Origin of the sequence: Adhaeribacter swui (assembly GCF_014217805.1) — a bacterium.
Taxonomy (GTDB): Bacteria; Bacteroidota; Bacteroidia; order Cytophagales; family Hymenobacteraceae; genus Adhaeribacter; species Adhaeribacter swui.
Genome location: NZ_CP055156.1, coordinates 3,657,237 through 3,673,559, shown reverse-complemented (window position 1 = coordinate 3,673,559; position 16,323 = coordinate 3,657,237). Strand labels below are relative to the sequence as shown.

Below are 16,323 nucleotides of genomic sequence, written 5' to 3'. Positions count from 1 at the left end.
GTAGCAAAATATGGCAGTTAATGTAGTAACCGGATCGAAAGAATACTTTCCGAATATTTCTAAAATAGCGTACGAAGGCAAAGAATCTACCAACCCTTTGGCGTTTAAATATTACGACGAAAACAAGCTAGTGGCGGGTAAAACCATGAAAGACCATTTCAAGTTTTCGGTAGCTTACTGGCATTCGTTCACCGGCACTGGCGGCGACCCGTTTGGTCCGGGTACCCGGGAGTTTCCGTGGTCGACCAGCTCCGATACCATTACCTGCGCCAAAGATAAAATGGATGCGGCTTTTGAGTTTACCTCTAAATTAGGCTTGCACTACTACTGCTTCCACGATTTTGACATTGTAGCTGAAGGCAAATCGATTGCGGACTCAGAGCGTAACCTGCAAACCATTGTGGATTACGCCAAACAAAAGCAACAAGAGTCCGGTGTAGGTTTATTGTGGGGTACCGCTAATTTGTTCTCGCACCCGCGCTACATGAACGGCGCCGCTACCAACCCTGATTTTAACGTACTAACGTATGCTGCTGCGCAAGTTAAAGCTGCTATTGATGCAACTATTGCTTTGGGCGGACAAAACTACGTATTCTGGGGAGGTCGTGAAGGTTATATGTCGTTGCTGAACACCAATACCAAACGCGAAATTGAGCACATGGGCCGATTCCTGGCAACTGCCCGCGATTATGGCCGGAAAGCTGGTTTTACCGGTACTTTCCTGATTGAGCCTAAGCCGATGGAACCAACCAAGCACCAGTACGATTTTGATGCCGCTACTGTAATCGGATTTTTAAATAAATTTGGTTTACAAGACGACTTTAAATTAAACCTGGAAACCAACCACGCTACTTTGGCGCAGCATACTTTCGCGCACGAATTGCAGATTGCCGCTGATGCTGGCTTGTTGGGCAGCATTGATGCCAACCGCGGCGATTACCAGAACGGTTGGGACACGGACCAGTTCCCGGTAGATTTGTACGAGTTAACCGAAGCTATGCTGGTTATTCTGGAAGCCGGTGGATTAGGAAATGGTGGCGTAAACTTTGATGCTAAACTGCGCCGGAACTCTACCGACCTCGATGACTTATTTTTAGCCCACATTGGCGGTATTGATGCGTTTGCTCGTGGCTTATTAATTGCCGACAGCATTCTGCAAAAATCAGATTACAAAAAACGCCGCCAGGAACGTTACGCTTCTTTCGACAGCGGTGATGGTCAGCGTTTCGAAAACGGCGAACTTTCTTTGGAAGATCTACGAGAATTAGCTTTGAAAAACGGCGAACCGCAACAAATCAGCGGCAAGCAAGAGCTGTTCGAAAACCTGATCAACCAGTACATCTAATTTTATTAAATTTTTAACATTTAAGATAAACCCGGTGAGTTTTTCTACTTGCCGGGTTTATTTGTTTATAATTTTCAACAAAAACTACTTTAAACCATTCTAACCCAGTTTTTCTAAAAATTAGCAATTCAAAAAAGCTTTCTATATTCGCCAACGAATTTTCCTTTTTACTTCCAATTTTTTAATTTTTTTATATAAAATTATCGCTTTACCCATAGACATAACTTTAAATTCCCTTTATCTTTAAGCATAACAAACTCACACTTCCACACTTTCCTTGTTTATGAAATCAATTGACTACATCGTTTTTTTGGTGTACTTTATAATTGTATCCGGTTACGGATATTGGATTTATAGAAAAAACCGGACCGGGCAAGCCGACTCAAAAGATTACTTTTTGGCCGAAGGCTCTTTAACCTGGTGGGCCATTGGTGCTTCCTTAATTGCATCTAACATTTCGGCGGAGCAATTTATTGGTACTTCCGGTTCGGCGTTTGCGCTGGGTTTAGCTATATCTACCTACGAATGGATGGCTGCTGCCACCCTGGTAGTTGTGGCAGTTTTCTTTATTCCCATTTACCTTAAAAACCGAATTTATACCATGCCCCAGTTTCTATCGCAGCGCTACAACGACGCGGTAAGTACCATTATGGCGGTATTCTGGTTGTTGGTATACGTTTTCGTAAACTTATCATCCATCCTGTACCTGGGCGCTTTAGCGGTACAAACCGTATCTGGCATTGACTTTTACTACTGTATGTACGGTTTAGCCATTTTTGCGATTTTTATAACCCTGGGCGGCATGAAAGTAATTGGTTATACCGATGTTATTCAGGTATTTGTATTGGTATTGGGTGGTTTAGCCACTACTTACCTGGCCCTGGATTTAGTAGCTACTACGTTAGGCAGCAGCGGCGCCTGGGAAGGTTTGGGCTTTTTGCGCAAAGAAGCCGCCGACCACTTTAGCATGATTATCTCGGAAGGCGAGTTAATGATTCCGAATGGGCAAGGTGGTACCCGCGATGCTTACATGGATTTACCCGGTCTATCGGTATTAATTGGCGGGATGTGGATTGTAAATTTAAATTACTGGGGCTGTAACCAATACATTACCCAACGTGCCTTAGGTGCAGATTTAAAAACAGCCCGAAGCGGTTTGTTGTTCGCAGCGTTCTTAAAATTAATGATGCCGATTATTGTGGTATTGCCCGGTATTGCGGCTTACGTACTCTTCAAAAACGGTCAGTTCCAAACCGAAATGGCGAACGAAGCCGGTCACGTTATTCCGGACCATGCTTACCCCGTTCTATTAAACTTATTACCTGCTGGCTTAAAAGGTTTATCATTTGCGGCTCTTACCGCCGCCATTGTGGCTTCCTTAGCCGGTAAAGCCAACAGTATCTCTACGATCTTCACCTTGGATATTTACAAGAAGTTTTTTAACCGCAATGCTTCCGAAACCAAGCTGGTTAACTTTGGTAAATTAGTAGTGGTTGGAGCTTTTGTGGTAGCTATTCTGGTAGCGCCGGTGTTACGTAATTTAGATCAGGCTTTCCAGTACATTCAGGAATATACCGGCTTTATTTCGCCGGGGGTATTTGCGATTTTTGCCTTAGGTTTCTTCTGGAAACGTACTACTGCACCGGCTGCATTAGTGGCTGCCGTATTAACCATTCCATTATCTACTTTCTTAAAATTCCAATTTCCCGAAATTCCATTTATTGACCGAATGGGCATCGTGTTTTTAATTTTAGTAGCCTTAATGGTAATTATTACGCTAATGGATCCGAAGAGCAAGAACAATCCGAAAGGTCTGGAAATCGATGCTTCCATGTTCAAGACTTCTTCATCTTTTGCGGTGGGGGCTGTGTTAATCTGCGGTATTCTGGCCGCTTTATACACCATCTTCTGGTAAAATTAAAATATTATTTTAAAACAAAAGAGCACGGCTGATAACAGCCGCGCTCTTTTGTTTTAAAGCAAATAAAGAAGAAATAAGTTTACTAAAGTATTATTTTTTAAATATATAATTTTAGGCATACATCTTGAATATCGTTGATTTAACCCAAGATCAACGATATGACTAAAACATTTACCTTTTTATTACTATTTGTTTCTTTTTCCACTTTTGCCCAGGTTAAAATGGAGTGGAAAAAAGATGTGGTACTTTCTAAAAGCGACTTTAAAGGCCAGGCACCTCAAAATTCTATTGCAGGGGTACAACGCCATTACTTAGCCGCCAATCTCGATTTTAGTTATGCCATGAGCAATTATGAGTTTATGCTGACTAAAAACTTCAACAAATTTGTGACGGCTTCTTATAACCCCGCAACTTCCTGGATAGAAGAAGGTAACAAAACGGACTTAATCTTAAAAATGGCTCAACTGGACTTTGATCTACTGGAGCTTTATGCCCGCAAGTACCGCCAGCGGTTATACGAAACTAAAAACGCACTTTCGGCTAACAACTTTTTTCAGCAAGCCCACGATGAATTAAATGCTGAAATGATAAAAAGACAAGCCGATATACAAGCTTTAGTTACGGATTCAGAAAGCAACCTGGAAGAGCAACATGATTTAATTAAAAAAGAAGTAGAAGTGCTGGCCGATTTTTGCAAAGAATGCAAACCAGCCAAAAAGAAAAAGTAGTTTGCTTATATCTATTTAAAAATATAATTACTTCTCAAAAAGAAACCCCAAGTTATCCAGCTTGGGGTTTCTTTTTAATGAAAGAGGGTCGCCTCTGGTTTCCTTCTAAAAAAATACTTTTTTAGTTGAAACTTGATCTTTTATGACTTAGTAAAATTTTGAAATTTATCTCGCTTGAACAAAGCCAGGCGTAAACTAATGATCGTGCGCGGCACAAGCGTCTAGCAACTCCGCTACTTCCGGAATAGTAAAACGTTCGTTGTTGTTGCCAAAGTTAGTTTGCACAAAATTCAACAGGTTCGTTATTTGGTCGGGAGTTAAATCTTCAGCGCCAGGCATTTTCTGCTGGTATTGCTGGCCATTTACAACCATCGCCTCCGCCGTACCGTGTTGGATCAAACACGGCAATTCTTGACGATGTTTTACTAAATAATCCGAATTAGTTAATGGCGGAATCAGTCGTCGTAAACCGTTTCCATCCGGCATATGGCAGCTTTCGCAATGTTGCACATATAATTGTTTCCCGCTATCCGAATCAGCGGGGGCACAACGTAACCAGAAAAATGGCACAAGCCCTGTTAAAATTATAACCGATAATTTAATTTTTTGCATGCTGCGACTCTTCGGCTAATAATAGTGGGATATCTTGTATTAATTGATCTACTTGTTCCGGAACGGTACCGTGGTAAATGCCCCGCACGTGCCGGTTAGTATCTACCAGAATAAAGGCCCCGCTGTGCACAATCCCACCCGGCTCTTTTTCATCTTCCATCGCCGAAACCATGTACTTGGCCGCTATATCGTAAATACTGTCTTTCGCCCCGGTCACGAACTGCCATTTATTGCTGCTTACGCCCAAACGCTCCGCGTAGTCCCGGAGCACCGCCACCGAGTCGTGCTCCGGATCAATGGTATGCGATAACAGCACTACTTGATCGTTATTTTTAAATTTTTCGTAAACCCGCAGCATTTGGCTTTTCATCTTGGGGCAAATGCTTGGGCAAGTAGTAAAAAAGAAATCCGAAACGTAGATTTTACCAGCCAATGTTTTACTGGTTACTTGCTGGCTATCCTGATTGATAAAAGTAAAATCCGGAATTTGATGATATAAGGTGTCATTTACAGTTTGGCCGTTTACTACTTTTTGAGTGGCTTCTCTTTCGCCCAGAATTGGTAATTTTTTGGAAGTATTATCCGTTTGAGAACAGCTAAAAAGTAAACCCAGCAGCAAAACAAAGCTAGCCCGGGAAAGTAAAAATTTTAAAAAATTGGTATGTACTAGGTGCATTGCTTCGTTTTATATTTTCTCGGTGTTACTCAGGGCGTTTGCCACTTGTTTTTTTACCTGCTCCATTTTTTCTAACTGGTCCTGCAAATAGATAGTAGCTTGCTCGGGCGCTAAATCGGTGGGGCTTTTGTATTGGTGCATCCAATCCATCATGGCCGCATCCGCATTTTTTAAATCGGTTATTTGTTGCCGGATTTGGCTAACATTTAATTGCGTGGTATCGCCATTTTGGAGGGAAGCCTTTAATTTACGCTGCCGCTGATTGATTTTATCCATTTGGCTCATTACTTCGTCGTGCACGGCTAAAACTTTTTCTTCTAACTGCTTTACTTGCTCTTCTTTGGAGGGAGCACAAGAACTGATGTTTAGCAGCAGCCACAAGATTATAAGGTAAGAACGATTCGGCATCATGCTTTATTTACTTTTAATTAAATACTTGGTCTGGTTAAAGTTGTAGCTAAACCCGAGTACTAAACGACCGGCACTGGCTGGGTGCCCGGTATCTTCTTCGTAGATGGGTAACTGAAAAGCCAGGTTGATGCCCGCATTTTTGTAGTAAATATCCAGACCCGGACCGAGCAAAGCGTTGTTCATTTTGTGTTCGCCGGTGAGTTCGCCGTTAAACTCTTCGCCCTTGGTAAACTCGTAGAAAAATTGCATTGATGGATTAATATTCCAGTTCTGGTTTACATTGTAGCGGTAAAACAAATTGGCAAAATGGGCCGAACTGTTTGCGATACTTTCTTTATAATAATTCTGGCCGTTGAGTTTGTAGCTGGAGTTAATGCTTAAACCAAATTTCTTGTAACCCGCTATGTAATTCACGTAGCCAAAGTAATCGACACTGCCTGTGCCGGTTTGGTACAACAAGGGATATCGGGCTCCTTCGGCATTGGTGCGGTAATAATGTCCGGTAGGTAACTTTACCCCGCCACCCACAATTAAACGTTGCTGCACGCCGGCCACTTCAATTTTACGTAACACGTGCACTCCGGCAAACAAGTTGATATCGCCCAAACCCGACAAAGTAGTGCGGTTGTTATTGTACTGGGTAGTATTTTGCACGTACGGCACAAAGGCGTTTAACTCAATGCGCTGATGTACAAAATACTTCGCCCGGATTTCCGTGGCCCGGTATACTTCAAAGTCCGAAGGGTTGCCGTTGTGGCTGTGCGAACCCGCCCCGCTATCTGGCCCACCTGTAAAAACTCCCGCTCCTGCTGGGAAAAATCGGGATTTTTGCTCGAAACTTTGGTAGCCGTTAAAACTACGGTAGCGGTGCAGTACGCCAATACTGCTTTGGTTATCGTAAGGCGTAATGCCCATAAAACAACCACAGATATCGCAGGCTAAACTGACTGAATTTTTAAAAAATAAGAGGATAAACAAGTATAAAATTTTCTTCATGATCAACTTAAAAAGGATCGGCAAAGCGCGGATCGGTGATAAACTTTTTGTCGGTTAAAGCGTCTAGAAAACTTAAAAGCTGTTGTTTTTCTTCCGGAGACAAGGGAATACCCGGTTGCGCATTCGCTAATACCGGGTCAAGGGTAGTCGATTTTTTAACACCCTGGCTGTAATGATCGAGCACCTGGGCCAGCGTACGGAACCGGCCATCGTGCATGTAAGGCGCGCTCACGGCTACATTGCGCAAGCTGGGCACTTTAAACTTACCCGCATCTGCCACCAATTGCGTAATAATCTGCCGGCCCGCATCTTTTTTAAAATCTGCATCTAAGCCGTTGTTGCGGAATGACAAGTCGGTAAATAAACCCGGCGTATGGCAACTCGCGCACTTGCTGTTAAACACCGCTAAACCCTGAACTTGGGTAGCCGTTAAGGCGTTGGTTTTGCCCTGCACGTACTGGTCGTAAGGCGCCGAAGCCGATACGAACTGACCCATAAATTGCGCCATGGCCCGGAACAATTGCTGGCTGTTAATGCTATCCTGATGGAAAACTTTTTTAAAAAATTTCACATATTGCGGGCTGCGGTTCAGTTTCCGGACTACGTTACTCAAGCTTTCGCCCATTTCCACAGGATTTGTTATGGGTGCCAATGGTACCAGTTCCAGGTGCGTAACTCCTCCATCCCAAAAAAATGATTTATCCCAACGCAGATTAGCTAAACTCGGCGTGTTGCGCGTTCCTAATTGGTCTTGTATGCCGTGGCTCACCGTATGATCTAAATCCGCAAAGCCGGCAAATTGTTTATGGCAGGTACCACATGATACCGTACCATCCCGGGAAAGCAGCGGATCGTAAAACAACTGGCGCCCCAGCTCAAAACCGGCTTGGCTTGGTTCGTTATCGGTGAACAGGTAAACGGGTTCGGGAAAGTGGGCCGGGTTTTTCTGTAAGTCAACGGCTGTGGGTACCTCCGGATCGGGGTAGCAACCGGCCAAAAAATTTAAAAAAATAGCCGCCAGAATCAGCCCATACTTTCTGTTTAGCAGCCAAAAACCAAACATGGTTAATTATGGATATGGTCCACCTGGAACATGTCGCGGTAATTATCCGCAATGGTTACCGAAGCCGGCCCACCCATGGTAGAGCTTAAATCAGCAAACTTGATTAGATGCGGCGACTGAAACATCTCCAGCACGTTTACTTTTAAATGTACCTGCGGCGCTTTACCAGCCGCTACCAGCATTTTACTCCCGTTTAAATTAGGCGAAATGGTGCGGATGGTGTTGTTCGGTGCTTTAAAGCCGCCAATGTGAAAAGTTAAACCGCCTTTCTCGGACTGGGGTGAGTAACCTTCCAGCTTCAGGAAAATATAACCGGTATTCCAGCTCCAGAACATGCCTAAGGCGGTGTCTAAGGCGCCGGTTTGTGCCCCCGACACATTGCGTACGCTATCCACACCCACCGTAAAAGTTAAACCCGTGTACTCGCCCGACGGTACCTCTTCCAGGGTAATCAGCTTGGAATCTGGTTCTTCCTCGTCTACCAGGTAATAGCTTTCGGGTTGCTTGTAGCTGGTGCCATCGGCTTTGGTTAATACAATATTACTGATGTAGTATTTAAAGGTAGTTATCTGAAACTGATCGCCGTTGGCATTGGTGTATTGCTGTGGATTTAAGGCTAACGCTTGGTCACCGACTACGTGGTCAAACTCCAGAGTTACTTTGCCCGTGGTAATGGGAGTGGTTCCGGGTTCGGGATCTTTTTTACAAGCGGTAAACAAAACAGCGAAAGAAAAAATAACAAGAATATATTTCAAGAATAAAGATTTCATGAGTTATTAGAAATTTATTAAATAATGAATAGCGCTATCTGTTAAGCTGGGGAACCCGCTTAAACTGCCATTTTTAAAAAAATCAGAAAGATAGAGCATACGCTCCGGTAGCTTAATTCAGGCGTAAGGTCACCCAAACGCAATTCGTTGGGATAACGAAAAATTTAAAAATTAAGCTAAAACCGTAAACTGAGGCGGATGGAAGATAAACCTGAGGTTGGCTTTTGCTACACCAGGCAGGTAGGTAAAGGTATGCTGAACGGGTAAAGGAACGGGAGTAAAAGGCAACGAAAACAAATGCTGGCAAAATAAAGTTATTTCGGCGGCGTGCTTTAAGTTAGGAGTAGTTGATTGATTTTCTTGTTGCTCCGCTTTTTGCAACTGCTTTTTCAGGTAGCATTGGCCGTTACAATGCATTTGCGGCTTGGCCTTGTTCACGCACAAAAATTCGGCGATGTAGTTTTTATTGGCCTGGTAATCCAGAACAATAAATACCTTGCTGAAGCTTTGCACCAGCATTACCAGTAAGAGCGCTATGGTAACGGTACTTTTCAAGTAGTTTTGTTTGCGGGGTAAAAGTAGAAACGGAAATTTTTAAAAAAAAGCATTATTTCGGTTTTTACCACCATGGCTTTAAGGAGTCGTGATTTCCGAGAACTGCTCGTCCTGCAAAAACGATTCATCGGTAAGCGTATGCAGAAACTTAATAATTTTCGTTTTTTCTTCGGGAGTAAGCAACAACGATTTACCTCTTACCTGGTTCGACGCTTCTATGATTAAAGGATCCAGGTTGGGGCTGGCATTGTTGATGTGGTCGTTGTAATGATCCAGTACTTCTTCCAGGGTTTTGAACCGGCCGTCGTGCATGTAAGGGGCGGTAACGGCAATGTTGCGTAAGGAGGGCGCTTTAAACTTACCGTCGTCGGTAGCTTTGTCGGTTACGACACCCCGACCTTTATCGGCAAAAGTTTCGTCTAAGCCGTTGTTGTGGAATTGCTGTAAGGTAAAAAAATCGCTGCCGTGGCAATCGCCGCAATTCCCACCGCGCAAATTCCGACTCGGGTCGGGGTGCGTGATAAACAACTGCATGCCTTCTAGTTCTTCCACGGTTAAGTTGGCTTGTCCGGCCCGGAATTTGTCGTAGCGGGAATTAGTAGAAACCAGGGTGCGGGTAAACTGGGCCAGGGCTTTCAGCATTAAATCCGAGGTAATGGTGCTGGTGCCAAAGGCTTTCTTAAAAAGGTTAGGGTACGTGCCGGTATTCTGAAGTTCGCTAACGGCTTCGTCCAGGTTCTGGTGCATTTCCAGAGGGTTCTCAATGGGAATGCGGGCTTGCGCTTCTAAAGAATTAACTTCGCCAGCCCAGTTAAAAGTTTTGTTCCAAGCCAGATTTACCAAGCTCATGGAGCTCCGGGTAGTGCTTTGGCCGTTAATGCCGGTACTCAGGGCTTTGCCGTCGGTAAAGGCTAGTTTTTGCTGGTGGCAACTGCCGCAGGAAATGGTGTTATCGCCGGATAGTTTCTTCTCGTAAAACAACCGCCGACCCAACAGAACCCCTTCTTCGGTTAAAGGATTATCGGCCGGAATGGTAGGCGGCTGAAAGCGTTCGGAAAAAGAAAGCGTGTAAGGCGTGGGCTGCGGTTCGGGTACTTCTTCGTTTTTGCCGCCGCTCGGCGAAGAACAAGCAACCGCTAATAACCCACAGAATAAATATAAAAAGTAAAGTTGCTTCACTGAAAATTTTTAAAAAATTCGGAATCTAAAGTAAGTACCTGCACTTAAATCTTACTCGAAACTTATCATTTAGCTTTTTACAAAGAGTGCGCCGGTATTTGTTTAACGCAAGTTAATCCTTTTATATTTCAAAACAGGCTATGTTAAGTCATAAACAACAATAACCCGAAACCAGTTCTTTGATTGTCTTATTTACTAAAGCACTTTTAAAAATATTTAGTTTTCCGCTAGTGCGAGCTTGTAGCTCGTACTTTGAACGATTAAGGTACGAGCTACAAGCTCGCACCAGCAGGAGACTGGCTATTGTTCTTTAGTTACCAGTATCACTATGCTAGGACTGGCGCCAGTTAAAATGAGCAGAAAACTTAATCTGTTTTCTCAACTTATAAATAATATAAAACTCCCGATACCAACTTGTTAAACTGAACAGGTTGGTATCGGGAGTTTTGAGGAATAAGCTACAATATGTAGCAATTGCTTAAAAGCGCGCGTATCAGCTACTTTTTTTAAATTTTTACTTTTTCTTACGGGCTAGCTCCAGGGCTTTGGTGGTAGTGTAGTATTTCGCCAGCATATTGGGCACCTCCCACTTCGGCATTTTACCCGTGGATAAAAACTCCAGGTACTTTTCGGTAACCTGACCAAAATGGGCTTCGTGGCCGTTGTGGTATTTTTCGGGAGCCGTAACGGTCCAGATGTTGCCGGTTTTTTCGACGGTTACGCCCGGGAAAGTAGTTTGGACCGTGGCCAAGCCGGTCTTTAAGGTTTCTTCAAAAGTTTTTAAATCAGCGCCGGCCACGGGTTCGATGTACAATACCGGTTTGTAGTTTTGCTCTTTGCCCTGCCGGATAATTAAGTTGGCCTTGGTGCCTTTCATGATGGAGAAGTGGGTATCACCGGCACCTTCCGGGGCTTCAAAATTCCAGATGACCGATACTTTGGCGTGTGTGCCTTTTAGTTGGTAATTGATTTCGCCGTTCGCGTATACGCCCAATAAAGAATCATTTAGCACGTCTTTTTTTAAAAAATCCGGATAAGAATCAAGTTGCGTTACGGTTTTAAATTGTTTAGGGGTGAGTTTGGTTTGCCAGTGGCGGGCGCTGGTTAGTTTTACATCCTTGGCATAATCAATAACCTGCTCGGGGTAAGCTTCCCATTGCACTAAATCTACCAGGTGGGTAGTTACGTCCACAATGCCTTCGCCCTGCTGCGTTACATCAAAAAACCAGGCTGGTCGTTTTAAAGGCGAACCGGATACGTATTTAAAAAAGTGATGTACGCTTTCTTTGGTAATAGCCGGATCCGCTGCCGTTCCTTTTTGCAGGGTACCAAATACCTCGGGCAGTTTCGAGAACTCGCGTTGCAACATGGTGGTAATCTCGTAACGCTCCGTCATGATGTCGTATAGCATTACTTTATTTTTTTCCGCCGAGGCAAACGCTTCTTTTAATAAATCAAAGTTTTGCGTGGTAATGGCCATGGGTTTATCGGCCAAAACATTTAGGCCCGCATCCACGGCGGCTTTAATGTATTCCGTTTTTTTCTGGTTATTGCCCGACATTACTACCATGTTGCCGGGTTTGGTCGTCAGCATTTTCTGCAAGAAATCCGGACCGGTATACACATCTTCCTGCCACTGGGTAGGACTTTCGGCGCGGGCATTATACTGGCTGATTCGTTTAAGATGTTCGTCCACGTCCTGTCCGGCCGGCGCAAACACGTGCACCAAAGGATCTACGTTGGGGTACATGGACTTTTGCACTAAAGCCGCGTGAAAATGCCCCGGATCCAAGGTCATTAACTTAATCTGACCGGTAGTAGTGGCGGTGGTATTAGCTTCTGTTTCGTTTTTATTTTCCGTATTGGTTTCTTTTTTGTTGTTAGAACAGCTAATCAAAGTGCTGATTAGTAAAACAGGTAAGGCGGGGAAAAAGAGTTTTTTCATAGAATGCATTTTATTGCCAGGATTCGAACGGGTAAATAAAAAGCTTATACCGGAGCAAATCAAATTTAACTCGCATTTAAATTCCGGAAACGTAACCGAATCAGGAGGAATAGTCTGACGAAACGCTTCTCCTATTTACCATTACACTCTTTATTCCTCAATAATTGTATAACTTAAAGTTCTGAATTTGTCGAGAGAGTCTTCGTTCACGTCCCTTATCTTTCGATCTCAGGTTGGCAAAAACTTGACAGATGATTTGTTCTAGGAAAGGTAAGTTCGGTTCGCCTTTGTAGAAGCCTCCCGATTCATAAACAACAAGTATTATCAAAAATTTTTGACGGTCATCCCGAGCTTGTCGAGGGATCTAATGGGTACCGAAATGAACGGTATTATTTAGTTTCTTCGACAAGCTCAGAATGACCATGGAATGGAGACATTTCTTTTATGCAGACTTATGTCTGATCAACAGATTCTGATCTTTGATAAGTGGAAATTTTAAATTTTCTTCTTGGTAAAGGCTTAACAGTTTGGCATTGCCGGAGGCTAACCAAACTGTTAGAAACGAACGTGAACGCTCACGTCAGAATCTATAATTCAATATACTTCCACCTGCCAAGCAGCATCACTTAGCTAAGTCATGCATATGCTTAAAAACTACACCTGAAGATCCCTTTACAGATTACCCCACTAAATATGGGTAACGTTGCGACCTGGACAGCATGCTGTTGGCTTCGTCGTCATTTTTAAATTTTTCTTTGGCGGGGTCCCAATACACCTTGCGTTTCAGCTTCATCGCAATCTGGTGAATAAGGCAGGTAGAACAGGAACGGTGGCCCACTTCCACGGGTGCAATCGGGGGCTTACGCGATTTAACCGACTCCAGCCAGTTGCCGTGGTGATCCGAACTTTCGTATAAATGAATTTCTTCCGGACCAATCTTTGAGGTCAGCAATTTGGGATTACTCGCTTCTAAGGCTTTGGTGCCGGATTTTTTGGCTACCGGGTCACTGGCCGTGGCGGCGTAATCGCCCCGGGTCACAAAGATCCAACCTTCCGTACCTTCGTAACGAATGCCGTTGGGCAATTCATTACTTACAATCATTTTCATGCCATTGTCATACAGGGCTTCCGTCCGGAAAATCCCATGCACATCCCACAAACCTTTGGCCGGGTATTCTGCCTTTCCCCATACTTCAATAGGCCCAGTGTATTCGGTATCCATGGCCCAATGGGCGCAATCGACGTGGTGCGAGCCCCAACCGGTGATCATGCCGGCACCAAACTGTTCGCAGCGCAACCAACCCGGCCGGCTGTAATCGTTTTGCGGATGCACACGCTTTTCGGTGTAATACACGTACGGCGTGGAACCCAGCCAGGCATCATAATTTAAATTTTTCGGGATTGGCATTTCTGGTTCTTCGTCGCCGGCCGGGTCGCCGGGCAAACCTACCTGTACGGTTTTTAACTGACCAATGCGGCCATTTCGCACCAGTTCGGCAGCGTACCGGAACTGCGCTGAAGAGCGTTGCTGGCTTCCAATCTGTAAAATACGGCCGGTGCGGTGCACCGCATTACTTAATGCCCGCCCTTCGGCAATGGTGAGGGAAGCTGGTTTTTGCAGGTATACGTCTTTGCCTGCTTCTACCGCGTGGATACCAATGTAGGCGTGCTGGTGATCGGGGGTGCTGATAACTACCGCGTCTATGTCTTTGTTTTGCAATAATTCCTGGTGATCGAAGTATACTTTTACGCCATCGTAGGGCTGCTTGTTTTTCTTGCTGTAATATTCGTTTACGAGTTGTTTGGCTTCATTGGCGCGTTTTTGGTCCAGATCACAAACGGCCATGATGCGGGCTTGATTGTGTTTCCAGATACCAGGCATATCGTGGCCACGCGAAATGCGGCCGGTACCAATGGCACCTATGTTTATCTGGTTGCTCGGCGCGTTTTTACCCAACACCGAGGCGGGCACAATCGTCGGAAATCCGATTCCGGCCAGGGAAGTAGCTACTGTTCCGGTGAGCGCTTTTTTTAAAAAGCTGCGCCGCGATAATTCAGAAAAATCATTCGTTGCCATGTTACAAATAGTTTTGGGGGAGAAATCAACTTATAAATTACTAATCCCGATTGAATTTAGAAGCTTTTACGGAGGATTTTTTTAAAATTCACTATGAATCTATTATTGCATAAGCTTTTTGGCAGTAGAGTTTTTAAATTTGAAGCTGTTTTGTATTTATAGAAATAGAGGCAACCTTCGCCTTTGGGGGTGTCTCCATCACCAAAACGGGATAGCTCCACAAAATACTACTCCTAAAAGCTTCTAATTGGCACTTTTAATTATTAGATTTCAAAATGCTAAACAGCTTATTTTACTCTTCTTATTGGTTCTTTTGCCTAACACCAACTTTTACTTGCGCCAATTTTTAAACTTGTGCTTATTTATAATGTAAAGTCTGTGACTTCACTCCGGCTAAAAGCCGGAAACCGCATTGGCTGCACGAAGGCAGAACTGGTGTTACTTGGAGCCGGTTCCCGTCTCCAGGTTTTAGTTCTATCTTGTTTGAGCTGGCTGAGTTTGCCTCATGGCCGGCGGGCCTCGTTTACCCCTCCCCCTGCGGGACCTCCCCTAAAAACAGGGGAGGAAATACTGCTATTCTGTTTTCTCACTCCATGCGGAATTCTGTTGCGCAGAACCGAAACCTTATATGTGCCTTACTGGCTAAACTGGTGTCGGTTGCTAGGAGCTACAGTTCTCAATTAAGGATAATACTAATGTTTAAAATTACTGGTCTCTTTATAACTATTTAAATCCTGCGAATAAATATCGCTTGTACAAAGCGAAAACTTAATCCAATCAAAGCAATTCAAAAGCTCCCCTCCTGTTTCAGGAGGGGCCGGGGTGGTAAAATCACCATAGTGGAATAGTTATTTATTGATCCTCAGGCTAAGTAAATAGTAAATCTTCCGCCGCAAAACTTAATACCGTACAGGTTCGTCGTAAGAGTTGGCGTAGGCGTTGCTAGACGTTAGTTTTTTTACCTGACCGGCTACGTACTGGATTCCTTGCCAAATGTGGCGTAAGTAAGTGGGGTCCTGGTAATCGGTTTTGGCGTGTCCCAGGGCAGTTATCCAGACGTGGCCACCATCGAAGGTTTGGTACCAGGCCGCGGGGTACAATGTGGTATATGGGCCGGCGGTATTTTTAATTTTTTCGCTTTCGGCAGCATCCGTTCTGTCCAGAACCGTTAAATCGTGGGCCATAAAGGCGCGCGCGCCGGGGTATAAATCTTTCATAAAATAGCACTCATCTTGTTTCTCCCAAACTTTAGGCAAACCCTGTGCACTGGGGTGGGTCGGATCAATCACTTGAATTTTTAAATTTTGAAATTTTGGGTGCCATACAAAGCTGCCGCCCAGCATTTGCTTAAACCAGGTCCAGTTACGTTCGGTACCAATTACGGAGTGCAAGCCCACGAAACCACCCCCCGACTGCATGTAGCGTCTAAAAGCCAGGCGTTGCTCGGGCGTATTAAAAACATCGTTGTTAGTGCTGGGGAACAACAGTAAGGTAAATTTTTTTAAATTTTCGGGCGTAAACACCGCCGGATCGTCGGATACTTCTACTTTAAAACCTTGCTGCTTGGCCATTAATTGCAAGGCCGCTACCGCCGACGGAATATTATCGTGCACGTAGCCTTTCCCGTTTTTGGTGTAGATCAAAATAGTTACATTCTTCCAGTTAATGGCCGGCTTAGCCGAAAGACCGATGGGCAACAAAAATCCGATAATCAGAACAAAAAATAAGTATTTCGTAAAAATGCGCATGGGTAATTTTAGGTTTTACTTCTTTTGATTGGAACAATGTATCGCCAAGCCAGTAGCTTTTCCGCAGAATCAGCTAGCACAACATTTCAGAAATGTAATAAAAACAGAAACAATCTTGCTATAAATTTTTAAAATTAAACCATAGCGCTAATAGTTATTTTATAGAATATGCTGTTAAACCTACTTTATTTACTTGGAGCCGGTTCCCGTCACCATGTTCTGGCGCTATCTAATTGGCAAACTACAAGTTTTGCCTCATGGCCGGCTGGCCTAGTTTGGCTCTTTCGGGCGGTTTAG

14 protein-coding genes are annotated in these 16,323 nt (G+C 44.1%); 3 read left to right on the top strand and 11 right to left on the bottom strand.

Annotated elements, in window-relative coordinates; all coding sequences use genetic code 11:
• The first annotated feature begins 10 nt into the window (after positions 1-10).
• From xylA to HUW51_RS15440, 3 genes are all read left to right on the top strand, one after another.
• On the top strand, positions 11-1,345 hold the full coding sequence (gene xylA / locus HUW51_RS15450) for a xylose isomerase (protein ID WP_185270533.1): 1,335 nt from the start codon (positions 11-13) through the stop codon (positions 1,343-1,345).
• A gap of 283 nt (positions 1,346-1,628) precedes the next feature.
• Positions 1,629-3,260 (top strand): sodium/sugar symporter, encoded by a 1,632-nt coding sequence (locus HUW51_RS15445; RefSeq protein WP_185270532.1) that lies wholly within the window; start codon positions 1,629-1,631, stop codon positions 3,258-3,260.
• A 164-nt stretch (positions 3,261-3,424) separates the two neighbouring features.
• Positions 3,425-3,994, top strand: coding sequence for a hypothetical protein (locus HUW51_RS15440; RefSeq protein WP_185270531.1), 570 nt, complete (start codon positions 3,425-3,427; stop codon positions 3,992-3,994).
• Positions 3,995-4,189: 195 nt separating this feature from the next.
• Here the strand turns inward: HUW51_RS15440 and HUW51_RS15435 are convergent, their stop codons facing one another.
• The 11 genes from HUW51_RS15435 to HUW51_RS15385 form a co-directional block, all read right to left on the bottom strand.
• Positions 4,190-4,564: a c-type cytochrome gene (locus HUW51_RS15435; RefSeq protein ID WP_228466669.1), complete on the bottom strand. Its 375-nt coding sequence runs from the start codon at positions 4,562-4,564 to the stop codon at positions 4,190-4,192.
• 28 nt (positions 4,565-4,592) lie between these two features.
• A complete protein-coding gene (locus HUW51_RS15430) occupies positions 4,593-5,282 on the bottom strand; it encodes an SCO family protein (RefSeq protein WP_185270529.1) in 690 nt (229 codons plus the stop codon).
• Positions 5,283-5,291: 9 nt separating this feature from the next.
• A complete protein-coding gene (locus HUW51_RS15425) occupies positions 5,292-5,693 on the bottom strand; it encodes a hypothetical protein (protein WP_185270528.1) in 402 nt (133 codons plus the stop codon).
• A 3-nt stretch (positions 5,694-5,696) separates the two neighbouring features.
• Entirely contained in the window at positions 5,697-6,689 is a 993-nt protein-coding gene (locus HUW51_RS15420; RefSeq protein WP_185270527.1) for a hypothetical protein, read from the bottom strand.
• A gap of 7 nt (positions 6,690-6,696) precedes the next feature.
• A complete protein-coding gene (locus tag HUW51_RS15415; RefSeq protein WP_185270526.1) occupies positions 6,697-7,752 on the bottom strand; it encodes a cytochrome-c peroxidase in 1,056 nt (351 codons plus the stop codon).
• Between the two features lie 2 nt (positions 7,753-7,754).
• A complete protein-coding gene (locus HUW51_RS15410) occupies positions 7,755-8,522 on the bottom strand; it encodes an MbnP family protein (protein WP_185270525.1) in 768 nt (255 codons plus the stop codon).
• 171 nt (positions 8,523-8,693) lie between these two features.
• Entirely contained in the window at positions 8,694-9,077 is a 384-nt protein-coding gene (locus tag HUW51_RS15405) for a hypothetical protein (RefSeq protein ID WP_185270524.1), read from the bottom strand.
• Positions 9,078-9,155: 78 nt separating this feature from the next.
• Positions 9,156-10,256, bottom strand: a complete 1,101-nt coding sequence (locus HUW51_RS15400) for a cytochrome-c peroxidase (RefSeq protein WP_185270523.1) — start codon at positions 10,254-10,256, stop codon at positions 9,156-9,158.
• Positions 10,257-10,770: 514 nt separating this feature from the next.
• On the bottom strand, positions 10,771-12,201 hold the full coding sequence (locus HUW51_RS15395; RefSeq protein WP_185270522.1) for a putative oxidoreductase C-terminal domain-containing protein: 1,431 nt from the start codon (positions 12,199-12,201) through the stop codon (positions 10,771-10,773).
• Between the two features lie 679 nt (positions 12,202-12,880).
• Entirely contained in the window at positions 12,881-14,278 is a 1,398-nt protein-coding gene (locus HUW51_RS15390; protein ID WP_185270521.1) for a Gfo/Idh/MocA family protein, read from the bottom strand.
• A gap of 899 nt (positions 14,279-15,177) precedes the next feature.
• Positions 15,178-16,026 (bottom strand): ThuA domain-containing protein, encoded by an 849-nt coding sequence (locus HUW51_RS15385; protein WP_185270520.1) that lies wholly within the window; start codon positions 16,024-16,026, stop codon positions 15,178-15,180.
• Between the last annotated feature and the right edge of the window lie 297 nt (positions 16,027-16,323).